Source organism: Vibrio sp. B1Z05, from assembly GCF_052955985.1.
In genome coordinates, this window is record NZ_CP130463.1 from 1,648,286 (window position 1) to 1,661,706 (window position 13,421).

At 42.5% G+C, this 13,421-nt stretch carries 6 protein-coding genes; 5 read left to right on the forward strand and 1 reads right to left on the reverse strand.

Features of this window, described 5'->3' with window-relative positions; translation table 11 throughout:
• The first annotated feature begins 5 nt into the window (after positions 1 to 5).
• The 5 genes from QV280_RS07535 (at position 6) to QV280_RS07555 (ending at position 11,633) form a co-directional block, all read left to right on the forward strand.
• On the forward strand, positions 6 to 995 hold the full coding sequence (locus QV280_RS07535) for an ABC transporter ATP-binding protein (protein WP_152819790.1): 990 nt from the start codon (positions 6 to 8) through the stop codon (positions 993 to 995).
• Entirely contained in the window at positions 995 to 1,957 is a 963-nt protein-coding gene (locus tag QV280_RS07540) for an ABC transporter ATP-binding protein (RefSeq protein WP_023403651.1), read from the forward strand. Before QV280_RS07535 ends, QV280_RS07540 begins: the two co-directional genes overlap by 1 nt.
• A 19-nt stretch (positions 1,958 to 1,976) precedes the next feature.
• A complete protein-coding gene (locus QV280_RS07545; RefSeq protein WP_152819789.1) occupies positions 1,977 to 5,867 on the forward strand; it encodes a zinc-dependent metalloprotease in 3,891 nt (1,296 codons plus the stop codon).
• Positions 5,868 to 5,939: 72 nt separating this feature from the next.
• A complete protein-coding gene (locus QV280_RS07550) occupies positions 5,940 to 7,010 on the forward strand; it encodes a M42 family metallopeptidase (RefSeq protein ID WP_152819788.1) in 1,071 nt (356 codons plus the stop codon).
• A 522-nt stretch (positions 7,011 to 7,532) separates the two neighbouring features.
• Positions 7,533 to 11,633: a zinc-dependent metalloprotease gene (locus QV280_RS07555; protein WP_152819787.1), complete on the forward strand. Its 4,101-nt coding sequence runs from the start codon at positions 7,533 to 7,535 to the stop codon at positions 11,631 to 11,633.
• Between the two features lie 525 nt (positions 11,634 to 12,158).
• Here QV280_RS07555 and QV280_RS07560 read toward each other — a convergent pair.
• The gene (locus tag QV280_RS07560; protein WP_152819786.1) at positions 12,159 to 13,385 is read right to left on the reverse strand and encodes an aromatic amino acid transport family protein; all 1,227 of its coding nucleotides are present in this window, start codon (positions 13,383 to 13,385) and stop codon (positions 12,159 to 12,161) included.
• Between the last annotated feature and the right edge of the window lie 36 nt (positions 13,386 to 13,421).

Below are 13,421 nucleotides of genomic sequence, written 5' to 3' on the forward strand. Positions count from 1 at the left end.
TAAGTATGTCAAATAAAGTATTACTGTCACTGCACAACGTGACTACTAAGTTCAATACCGATGAAGGCGATATTACTGCACTCAACGGCGTGACGTTTGATGTTATCAAAGGTCGCACCCTTGGTATCGTTGGTGAATCTGGCTGTGGTAAAAGTATCACTGCAGCATCAATCATGAACCTACTGCCCCAGCCTTACGGTCGCGTGACTGAAGGTGAAATACTGTTTGAAGGTCGTGATATCACCAAACTTAACGAAGCCGAGCGCTGCAAACTTCGTGGTCATGATATTTCAATGATCTTCCAAGATCCGATGACGGCACTAAACCCAGTAGTCCGTGTCGGCAAGCAAGTGGAAGAAGTGTATGAACTGCATAGCACGAAATACACCACTGAGGCTACCCGCCGTCAGGCCGCCCTAGAAATGTTCAAAAAAGTGGGCATTTCTGAGCCGGAAAAACGTTTAGATGTTTACCCGCATGAGCTTTCAGGTGGTATGCGTCAACGTGTCATGATTGCGATGGCGCTCGCCTGTGAGCCCAAAGTATTGATCGCTGATGAACCTACTACTGCATTGGATGTGACCATTCAAGCGCAAATTCTTGAGCTGATGAAACGCATGCAAGACGAATTGGGAATGGCGATTTTGTTCATTACCCATGACTTGGGCGTAGTGGCTGAAATTTGTGATGACGTTGCGGTTATGTATGCCGGTAATGTCGTTGAACAAGGCGATGTTTATCAAATCTTTGGTAAACCTACCCACCCTTATACACAGGGATTGTTGGCATCAATGCCGACCGTCTCTTCTATACCAAAAACGCAGCTCACTACCATTGAGGGCAGCGTACCACAATTAAAAGATATGCCGTCTGGTTGTCGCTTCGTCAACCGTTGTACTAAAGCAATGGATCATTGTCATAGCACTAGACCCGAGCCGGCATTGGTTGAACCTGGCCATCTTGTTTCTTGTCTTGCTGTTAAAGAGGTTATGTAATGACTCAAGCAACTCCTTTACTCCAAATTAAAGATTTGAAACAGCACTTTTTGGTCTCCAACAAACTGTTTCAACCCAAAAAATACGTATATGCCGTGGATGGCGTCTCTTTTGACCTCTATCCCGGCCAAACCATTGGTCTTGTCGGCGAATCTGGGTGTGGTAAAAGCACCGTAGGGCGTACCTTGCTTAAATTGTACGAGCCAACTGCAGGCAGCATCTTCTTTGAAGGTCGTGACATCACGAACTTAAATGCCAAAGAGATGACTTCACTTCGCAAAGAAATGCAGATCATATTACAAGACCCTCTTGAGAGCCTAAACCAACGCCATACTGTCGGGGACATCATCAAAGAACCCTTCGAAATTCATGGCATAGGCACAGCAAAAGAGCGAGACCAATGGGTTTCAGAATTGTTAGTCAAAGTAGGATTGCGACCTAACGCCGCTTCACGTTTCCCACATGAATTCTCTGGTGGCCAACGTCAACGCATTGGTATCGCAAGAGCAATCGCGCTAAAACCTAAACTGATCGTGTGTGACGAATCAGTCTCGGCCTTAGACGTTTCTGTTCAAGCGCAAATCGTGAACCTACTTCTTGACCTACAAAAGGAAATGAACATCGCATTAATTTTTATTGCGCATGATCTTTCTGTAGTCCGACATGTTTCGGACGTAATTGCCGTAATGTACTTAGGAAAGTTTGTGGAAATAGGCAACGCTGAAGATGTTTTCAACACGCCTAAACACCCTTACACAGAAGCACTGATTTCTGCCATTCCTCAACCCGATCCTTGGGCGAAAAAAGACAGAATAATCCTTAATGGTGATATTCCTTCTCCAATGAATCCACCAAAAGGGTGTGCGTTTTCAACAAGGTGCCGTCTTGCTGAAAAAGGATGTTTTGAACGCTCCCCTACTCTAAGTTGCGACGAGCACAAAGTAGCATGTCATTTAGTATAATTATTACCAGGATATAATAATGAATAAGAGCTTATTAGGTTGCAGTATACTTGCTGCAACCATAGGACTTGTAGGCTGTGGTCCCAAGGATGAGGCGTATGACAAGGTTGATCGCTCCCCTTACGAGCTGAAAGTTTCAGATCTCAATACACTATCAGCGAAGACCTTTCTATACCGTCGTATGCTAGGCGAAACACCACGTTACCTTACTGCAGTACGTGGTAAAGTGCCTAATGACGTCAAGTTAGTAAAATTCCGTATGACTGAAAACGGACTTCAAGTTGTACAACTCGACACCGACAATGTAGGTGACGGACACAGTGGTCGTTTTGACACAGAAAACAACTATCGCCCAATTCTGACCATTGGCGGTAAATACGTAGACTACAAATGTTCTGAAGACAGCTACGATAAATGTACTAACAAAGAAGAAGTGGATTCAAGTGAGTCATTAACTTGGGACCAAAAACATTACTTCGTACCTGACTTTTCTGACGTCAGCATTGCAGAGCAAGATTACAACGACTTGTTCTCTCTAAGCTGTGCGGTAAACCCTGTCAGCTCTGTATTGGCAAAAGTACCTGCTGAACAGTGGAAAGGCTACCTTCTTGACCTTAAAAATGGCGTAATCAACTTTGAGTTGAAATCGGTTTACTCTGTACCGAGCGCAAGCTGTATCCCTAAATTCGCCAGCGATTGGGATGTGGATAAGCTAAGCTTTGAAACCACTGAATACTTCTCAATGGTTGAGCGTGATAAGATCGTTTCTAAAGACTACAAAGCGATCCCATACCAAGAAGAAGACGGTAACACCTTTGGTTTCTTTACCACTTCACACACATACCGTGATAACGAATACCAATCAGATCAAACTGGCTACAAACGCACCTATCTAAACCGCTTTGATCCGAATAAAGAAGAAGTAAATTACTACTTATCTAACAGCTTCTGGGATGAAGATAACGCCGTATTCCTTGCCGCGGCTAAAGAAGCGGAAGCTATCATCAACACCCAAAACAGCATGTACCACACAGGGTTGCCTCACATCAACTTTGTACAAGCTAAAGACAAACGCTACGGTGATTTACGTTATAGCTTCCTAAGACTATTTGACCAGCCTCTAGATAATGGCCTATTGGGTGTAGCAAACAGCAGTGATGATCCACTCACAGGTGAAATCGTAAGTGCTGGCTTCAACCAATTTAGTGGTAACTTCCTAGGCAATGCTGCGTTCTCTTACGATATTTTCGTACGTGACTATAACCTTGGTCGTTTAAACCCTGATTCTGTAAAAGAAGCAACTGGTGCAACCTACCCTGATGCTCCGCTACAAAATACTAAGTTGGAAGGCGTAACGGATTACACTCACGCAACCAACACTGAAGCAAGTATCACAGCAAATGCCGCTCAAGCTCCTGCTGATATTGCAAATGCAATTGACACGGCGGCTAAGCCACGAAATCAAGATGATTTGATTAAAGAAGCTGACGCACGATTGGCTGCTGCACTGCAAAACGGTTCAAATCTACTGCCAGTGATGGAAGACACAATGACTCGAGTTGCTCAACAGCCACTTAAGTTTAGTGAATTGCAAGATCTATCAGAGAAAGTAAATGCTGACACTAGCAATATCCAATCAAACCAACAAGCAGTAGCACACGCCAACAATATACTTAAATTGTATAACGACCGTATGGACTACAACTCTCAGCACAATATTTTAACTGCTGACGCAATGAATCTTGGCGGTAACTATGGCGTGCTACCGAAAGGCGTTAAAGGCTATGCAATTGATTGGAAACAACCTGAACTTTGGGTTGACGGCATTGTAGGTGGCAAACTTAAGCAACTGAAACAATTGCCTAAAGATCTTCGTCACGACATGGTTGTTAAAACCGCTGCGGTTGGTTTTGTAGGTACTATTATCCATGAGTTTGGTCACAGTATTGGTCTTCGCCATAACTTCAAAGGCTCTACGGATTACAAACACTTCTACACCAAAACGGCTATTGCTAAACAAAAAGCAGCGCTGGCTAAACTAGGTTATCCAAATGTAAGCCTTTCAACGTCAACCAGTACTCAAATGGAGTACATGAATGACATGTTTGGCATGGGCTTTGGTCCATACGATTTAGCGGCAATCCGCTTTGGCTACCGTCGTGAAATCCAAGACAACCGTGCTACAACTGTTGATGACTGGGATAAAGCAAGCTACTGGCACTCACTAAAAGATCTTGACCAAAAACGTCGTGATGAGTGGGCGCAAGACATCAACAATGGTAAAACTCGCACCGGCTCTGTGAACTTATTAAGTGAACAGCTAGCAGGTAAAGTGAATAGCAAATCTGACGACAATGGCTACAGCAACTTCTTTGGTTGGAAATACTGTACCGATGGTCATGTTGACTTAAACAGTGACTGTAACCGTTTCGATATTGGCTTTAACTATGACGAAATTGCTCAGTACTACGTTGAACGTTACCTGAACTACTACACACTACGTAACACTCGTTCAGATCGCGCTAATTACTTTGACACTAACTACAATGCGTACATTAGTTCTCGTAAAAGTGGCTTTTCTAGAATGCACGAGTTCATCGAAGATGTTGGTGGGCTTGAAAAACGCATCAATCTTCGCGATAACTCACTAGATACTTGGTGTGCGAATGATAGCTCTGCTTGGTATTGTGACCGCGTAAATGCTAAGAACCGTATTGCGAAATTCTTGTTACAAGTAGCAAGTCAGCCTGATGCTGCTGTATTGATTAACTTCAAAGACAGCAACGGTAATCTTGTTTGGTCTAAGCCTAGTGTCAGTAACCTAAGTTACCTACTGAGCAAATACGACGACCTTGACCTATCAAGTTTAGATGACGCAGATAAATTGCAACCTGGGCAAGTTATTAGTCAATACTCAGATGCCCCTAAACTGCTTGACCTTATGGCTGTTCAAGTTGGTATCAAAAAAGAGTATTGGGATAAATACTCCCAGTTTACGCCTGTAATTAAATTTGTTGGTCGTAGCCTAAACAGCTCAAGTGCTAAAGTAGCCGACCCTGAACATCCATACTCTAACGAAGTGGATAAACTGGGTATCTGGCCTGATCGCTTAATTGCAATTCAACAACTTGTTACTCGTCATACTGACCGTAATACTAGTTCTTTGACTCACCAAGCTATGGTTGACTTTGCGCCAATCAATAGATTGTTCAAAGGCATGTTATGTCGTATGGCAATGGCTGATGTTGATGGCACCTATGCTAAAGCAATGTCTGACATCGATGGTTCTGACATCACTAAAGTAGTTGGCCCTGAAGCAAACTGTAATGCATTGGCGATTGATCAAATCACTAATTCATACCCACAACTGCCAACTGACTTTGACCTGACTACAGGGGAAACCCCAACGACTCATTGGAAGTGGGAAGGTATCTCAAGTGTTGATGATTTCTACCCTGCGTATGATGATGTGGTATACCAAAACATCGAAGCGCTAAGCCCAGATGTCACTAGTGCCGTTCTTGGTTTTGGTTTTGACCGTAACAACGGCGTAACTAAAGGTGAAACAAATCTGTTCCACGCTCTACTTAACCAAGTAGCGCTATATTCAACAGACAGTGACACCAATAGTAAAGATGATGCACGTCTATTGCGCGAATTTGTAGGCATTCACTTAGCCTCTGATTACGTGCAAGGTAAAGATCATCTGATCAATGGTAAGCACTACACCATCACCAGTGAAAATATCTTGGCTCTTAGCTTGTTGCATGACATGACTAGAATCAACGCTAAATTAGCGGCGTTGAATCTATCATCTGCAACTGCAGACCAAATTGCAGCATATAAAACACTGGCTTATCGTAAAGCTCGTGATACTAAAGCGTTGGAACAACTTCCTGTTGTTGAATAAACCTCGCTGATATATATAACAAAGTCGCCTTTGGGCGACTTTATTTTTTTAACCCAAATGAGTTAGAAATCGATGGAAAATAAAATTCTAGAACTTAAAAAACTGACCGAGCTAAACGCCGTACCGGGCAACGAAGGTGAGTGTCGCAAATACATGGCGCAACGCTTTGAAGGCGTTGCAGACGACGTTGTATTAGACAACATTGGCAGCATTATTGGTAAAAAAGTGGGCGCAGAAAATGGCCCTCGCATTATGCTTGCAGGCCACATGGATGAAGTGGGCTTCATGGTCACTGAAATCAACAAAGACGGTTTTGTAAAATTCACCCCACTCGGCGGTTGGTGGAACCAAGTTATGTTGGCGCAACAGCTGACAATTACTACCGGTGCTGGCGAACATATCCACGGCGTTATTGGCAGTAAACCACCGCATATCCTTAAACCTGCAGAGCGTGCTAAGCCTGTTGAAATTGACGCTATGTTCATCGATATCGGTGTTGCGACAAAAGAAGAAGCTGAAGCTCTAGGTATTAAACCTGGCGATATGATCACCCCTTATATCGAATTTCGCGAAATGGCGAACAAAGACTACCTACTAGGTAAAGCGTTTGATAACCGCATTGGTTGTGCTATTGCTTTGGATGTTATGGACAACCTAAAAGACGTTGCTCATCCAAACCAATTGTTCTCGGTTGGCACAGTACAAGAAGAAGTAGGCCTGCGCGGCGCGCGCACTGCATCTAACTTAGTTCAACCAGAAATCGCGATTGCTGTCGATGTAGGTATTGCCGATGATACTCCTGGATGTGACAACAAAGGCGTAATGGGTAAAGGTCCGCAACTGACATTAAAAGATGCATCAATGGTCGGTCACAAAGGTCTGCGCGAACTGTGCATTACTATTTGTGAAGAGCTTGATATTCCGTTCCAATACCAAGTATTAAACGGCGGCGGTACTGACGCAGGTATGATGCATGTATCTGGCAATGGTGCACCGTCTATTTCAATCGGTATTCCATCACGTTATATCCACTCTCATACTTCGATGATCCATAAACAAGATTACAACGCGACCACTAAACTTATCACTGAACTTGTGAAACGTTTAGATCGTGATACTGTCAATCGTCTATTAATGGACTAATCATACCAGCGGCGCCTTTTAGGTGCCGCTTTGCTTTATTTAATGTGGATTTTTCCTCTTTAATACCTTCAATCTTCCCCCTACTCATATTTCAGATTTAGCCATTACCCCCTTAACAAAACCTTGCTTTGAGTTCCAGTGAATTTCGTAATCTTATTTACCGATTTGAAATGCAACACATGTAATGCGCTAACATAGCGCGTCACGATTTTTTTGCTTTAACGCTTAGCTCGATTTAAGTGCTATCCAACAATTTTTATAAAGTCGTGACCATAAGTAGAGCTCAATAAGGAAACACCTCCTTTTAGCTCACTTAATATCGCAACTTTTGAGCCGTATTTTCGTCTTTAAAAGTCAGATAAGAATTACGTAACGTTGAGTGTAACCACATAACCATATGCAAGTAATGCTGTCTCAAGGCGAAGCCGTTTCGCACCTAGTAACTGCGTTCAGTAAGCTCTTGTATAGGGATATACATCCAAGTGGATTAACACTTATGGCAAGTTTAAATAGGAACAAAATATGAGAAAAAGTCTGCTGCATTGCAGCTTAATACTTGTTTCCGCCAGCCTTTTTGGTTGTGGCCCAGGTAATGAGTCTTATGACACGGTCGCCAAAGACCCTGACATGATTTCAAGCGCTGACATCGAGCAAACCGTCACAGCTGCTGATGGCTTAACACATGCTCGTCGTTACCTTTACCTACGCACTATTCGTAAAGCACCGCGTTACTTTGCTTCTTTAGGCAGTAACACGTGGTACAACGATACCAAACTTGTCACTTTACAACGTTCTGAAAACGGGATTGAAGTGTTACAAGAAGACAAAGGTGCTATCGGTGACGGCCAAGAATATTCTCCATATAATAATCCTGAAGATCTTCGTCCATTAGTGACTATCAACGGTAGCTACATTGATTATAAATGTGCGACTGACAGTTATGATAAGTGTACTAACCAAGAAGAAGAAAATACTGATGCCGATGTGAAATGGGATCAGAAAAAGTACTTCGTTCCTGATTTAGCTAACATTACCGTTAAAGACCTTGGTTTCAACGACATGGATATTAGCCGTTGTCTGACTGAAGTTGGCGAACCACGTATTGTTCACCGCACAGAAAAAACAGCAGACGGCAAAAAGGTCACTTGGAACGGTCATGAAATCGATCTAAAAAATGGCGTTATCAACTTAGAAATCGCACAAGATTACACGGCAAGCACATCTGCTGCCTGTGCAGACTTCTCACCACAAGACAGCCTAGACAACTACTCACTGACAGTAACTAGCTTTGTTTCGATTGTTGCACTCGATTCTCCTCGTAAAGATGGCGACGCTCATTCCCGCACTCTAGTTTCTGAAAACTACAAACCTGTTCCTTACGCAGAGCAAGAAACCTCTACATTTGGCTTCTTTAAAACTCGCATTGATCATAACGATACCTTTAACGAAGACGACCAAAATGGTCAGTTCCGTCAATACCTAAATCGTTGGAACCCTGAAAAAGCGAAACTGCATTACTATCTATCAAATAACTTCTATGAAGCGAAGAACGCACCGTATCTAGCGGCAGCAACTCAGGGCATTGCCTTAATCAACGCAGAAAACGAAGTATTTAACACTGGCGTTCCTCAAATTGAATTGGCTCCAGCAGGCGATCGTCAATCTGGTGATTTACGCTACGCAATCATCGAACTTGCCGATGAACCATTAGCGAATGGCCTATTAGGTTACGCGCCAAGTGCCGTAAACCCACTCACTGGTGAAATTATTTCTGGTGTGGTTAACCAATATAGCGGTAACGCAATCAATGTGGTTCCGCCGTACTGGCAACGTCTGCGTCGTGCATACAACCACGGCAAAATGTCGCAAGAACAATTTGATGAGCTAGTTGCTAATCCAATTAAATACAAAGCGACCAAATCTGGCTTAACGGCTAACCAAGCTCGTTATGTTATCACCCCTGTACTGCCTGGCTCGAACGGTAGCTACTTATTCGGTGAGAAGTTAAACCATTTAGCGAACGTACTTGCAGGCGGTTTTGACGCACTGTCTAACAGTCAAGTGATGGAATTAGCTCGCCACAAAACACAAAGCGATATCATTGCTGACCGTGAAATGGGCGAAACAGTATCCCTAGAACGTCAAGCTCAAGCTAAACAAGAAGACATGTACACCCTTGGCCGTAACAACATGTTGAGCGTTCAAGCGCTTGAACATACGGCATTTGGCAACGGCGATTACCGCACCCTGCCACAAGGCGTACGTGAATTACCTGGTGAGGCGGCAAACAAATATCGTATCAACTGGAATAGCGATAATTACTACACCGATGCTACCCATACTAAGCTGAAAAACTTCAAAGATTTGACTGTTGCAGATCAGCAAGATCTAAAAGTGAAACTATCAGCGGCAATTTTTGCAAGTACACTAACTCACGAAATGGGACACAGCCTAGGCCTACGTCACAACTTCTTAGGTAGTGTGGACGCAGAGAACTACAACTTCAATGACGCGCAAATGGCTAAATTGAAGCAAAAACTGGCCTCTGTGGGTTATCCAAACATTGAACCGCATTCAAACTCTAGTAGCCGTATGGAATACAGCCTAGACGCTTACTCTACAGGTTACGGCCCTTATGATATGGCGGCACTACGCTTTGGTTATGCGCGTAAAGTTGAACTTTCAAGTGCTGCACTAACCGCATATAAAGGTGCGAAAAACGCTGGACTAGAAGACACACCAATTGAGGGTAACTACATCTCCCTTAAACCGCGCGATCAAAAACGTCGTGCTGAAATTGCCGATCTAGACGGTCGCGGTGAAGGCTATGGTCATTACTCACGTGGTGTTACTGATGCTAAACTGAAGAAAGTGCTTAAGAGCTTCCAATTCTGTACAGATGAGAATGTTTTCTTAGGCAACACTTGTAACCGCTTTGACGCAGGCTTCACCAGCGCACAAATCGTGCACAACAAAATTGACGATTACGAAGCCAGCTACACCAGAAACAACACCCGTAATGGTCAAGAAGACTATGGTATGGCGTACCTAACGTCTTACATACTAGGTCGAATGAACACCTTCAACTCGCTACACGCGTTTATTGAAGATTCACACGATCTATTAGGCTCTGGTGAAGATTCTATGAGTCTTGATCACCAAAATATTATTCACAGCATTATTACGCAGTGTCGTACTCAAGATCCTGATACTGGTAAATACGATCCAAGCAACCTATCTATGCTGATGGCCACCTACAACGATGAACATATCGCATCGTTAGTATGTGACCTAGTTGCAGGTACCGATAACGCACGTCAATTCTTATTGACTACTGCCCTATCGCAAGTGAATCGTAACATTTCAGCCTACTATGAAAGCGAGACTACTGATTCAACAGGTGCTACTGTTCCGACTCCAGGTCTTTTGAATCTTCCATTTGATCTCGTTAAGTCAGAGTATGTTAAAGCACACGGTCCATTAGACCTTGAACCAGGTGAAGTGATTGTTGATGGCGATACTCATCAAGAGCTATTAAACAAAATGGTGCAAAGTGCGCTAGATCAATTAGGTCCAAACAACCGTTTACTACCTAAAGGACCTAGCAAGCACTATACACTTGATGGACAAAGTATTGATATCACACCTAAAGGTGTGGAATTTACTGGACACTCATTAAATAGTTTAACTGCAGACATTGCCGATCCTAACCATCCGTACATTAACGATCGTGATGTATTGGGTGTATGGCCAGACAAACTACTGGCGGTGAGAACACTACTAGGTCGTTTCCACCCACGTTTGAAAACGTCAAGTACAACAGCTGCACTAGCAGATAGTAACTTTGCCGGCGAAATCTTAAAAATGGGTATTTGTCGTCAAGCATTAGGTAATACATTTGGTGACTCTAATGATCCTAACGAAGCGCAATGTTACCAAGTACTTAGCGGTGATATTTATAATAGCGGTTCAGTTGCAACCAATGGTGTAATGGATAAAGAAGCAATTACCGCAGTAGTGACTGGCTACGCGGCACAAAATATCAATTACAACGTATCGGCTGACTGGGCAACAACGAACATAGAAACTATGCCAACGTTCGCTTACGATGCAGCACAATACTTCAACCTTCCTATTTCAGGAAATATCAGTATTTTGCGCGCTATGCTTAACCAGTTTGTGCTTGGTTCAACCACCAAAAACACAGATCTTGGTCTGCAAGCGGCAAGTAAAGGTTACCGTGAGTTTGCAAGTGTTTACACAGAAGATGCAATTTATTCTTATGAAACACCTATCACGTTTGATTTTAATGATAAAACAACCTTTGCTGATGCAGCTGATGACTTTTCGAAGTTATTACACCATACAGCAACAGCTCAAAGCTTAATTGTTCATCTTCCTAACTCAAATAGTAAGTTCGTTCTTAAAGAGAACAACCGTTTAGGTTTGGTATTGTTAAATGGATATATTCAAACATTTATGGCAAGAGCGCAGAATAAAGTTGCAGCAGAACAAGCTGTCCTTGACGCTAAGCTGACTCGTTTGCAAACTATCTTAGAGACTATGCCTCGCACTGACAGCGATGCTCAGTTAGACGATACGTCTGTTCTAACCAACATATAATGTGTTGATTCTAAGATAGACTAGAATGGAAGCGACGCCCTCGGGCGTCGCTTTTTTTATTTGGGAGCTAATGGATACCTACTACTGTCCTTACACACGATTGAAATTAATAGGATCTTAACTTAGCTCAACAAGATAGAAGACGGATTGATATACAAAGAAGCAACTCTAGTGACAACAAGAAATATAGGATAATATTACGGGGAATACGCTCTGAGCACTGACACAAAAAGGCCCAAGACGAGGACCTTTTAATTAAATCGAGCTGTGAATATTTGAATGTACCATTGATGACCACGAAAAATTCGAGTCATGAAAATACAATTCGTTGTAAAAGCATACTTTAGACTCTAGGCTACTTATACCTTAAAACCTGCATGGTACACGTAGGCTAAAAAATCTAAGACTTACGCTTGATAAAGAAAGATTTTTGATTATTTAATAAAGAGTAATTGTCATCATAAGCAAGAACTTATCAATTATTCATTGTTTATAGATGAATATGGTTAACCAAACTTCTTCTTATTATATAAACCCGAAACTAACACAAAGTTGAGCGATAATAATTAAAGCACCGATAACACTGACCGCTATGACACTTTCATCCCCACCCTTCACGCGATAATATTTCTTATTAGGAAAATCTCTTCGCGATTTCAACACCATCGCTGCCGGAAGAAAAATAGCTAGAACCACCAAAGCGATAGCAGCATAACCTAGCGCCATAATGAACCCTTCAGGATAAAAGAGCGCAAATGCTAAAGGTGGAAGATAAGTCAGCAATGCTACATGTAAACGGTTGCCTTTAAATTTCTTTTTCGTTGAGTCTTGGATAAATTCAAATAACCCTAAACTCACTCCTAGAAATGAAGTTACCAGCGCTAAGTCAGCAAAGAAACCCACAATCACAGATAAGTTTGAACCACCAAGTACCGCCGATAAGCTATGTATTAAGCTATTCAAACTATTATTTTCAACTAGTTCAACTTGCGGCACTACACCTAGTGAACATAAAAGCCAGAAAATGTAAATTACCAATGGAATGCAAGAACCAATCCACATTGCTTTTCTTAGATCGTTAGTGTCACCATCTAAATAATTTACAATGGCTGGAATACTTCCATGAAAACCAAATGATGTGAAAATGACAGGCAAGGCTACAACAATTAATCCTGCTTGCATTGGGGTACTTAATAAAAACGCACCATGGATATTAGGCGCTAAAGAAACGATAACAAACGCCATCGCCAATAGCATTAAACCAAATAATACGCGGTTTACCTTATCGACTAAATGAGTCCCCACTACCACGACCAAAGCGACAAATACACCAAACACTATAGCGCCAAGTGCAGGCGACATTTCAATGCCGGCAATTTGATGAACTCGATCGGTTAACTGAGATCCACCACCTGCCATATACGCAGCTGACAATGAATAGAAGAGGAATAACATAGAGAAGCCAGCAATTAACTTGCCTTTGTCTCCGAGGAATTGTTTAGCGAGGGTATGTAGAGTGGCGGTTTTGTCTGAGAATTGATGGACTTCGAGCATTAACAGTGCGGTGTATGTCATTAATGCCCAGAGCCCAAACAAAATGACAAGAGAGGTGGTAAAGCCTAAGCCCGAGGACACTAAGGGTAGAGATAACATACCGGCACCGATTGAAGTACCTGCGATAATTAATCCTCCACCAATTACCCTGGACCTACCTGGCGAATCGCCAGCATATATTGTTGTTGTTTTATTCATAATTATATTTCTTTCACGTTATTGTAGATAGAAAAG

Coding starts and splice junctions, on each gene's coding strand:
- QV280_RS07535 (WP_152819790.1), top strand. CDS start 6: ATGTCAAATAAAGTATTACTGTCACTGCACAACGTGACTACTAAGTTC.
- QV280_RS07540 (WP_023403651.1), top strand. CDS start 995: ATGACTCAAGCAACTCCTTTACTCCAAATTAAAGATTTGAAACAGCAC.
- QV280_RS07545 (WP_152819789.1), top strand. CDS start 1,977: ATGAATAAGAGCTTATTAGGTTGCAGTATACTTGCTGCAACCATAGGA.
- QV280_RS07550 (WP_152819788.1), top strand. CDS start 5,940: ATGGAAAATAAAATTCTAGAACTTAAAAAACTGACCGAGCTAAACGCC.
- QV280_RS07555 (WP_152819787.1), top strand. CDS start 7,533: ATGAGAAAAAGTCTGCTGCATTGCAGCTTAATACTTGTTTCCGCCAGC.
- QV280_RS07560 (WP_152819786.1), bottom strand. CDS start 13,385: ATGAATAAAACAACAACAATATATGCTGGCGATTCGCCAGGTAGGTCC.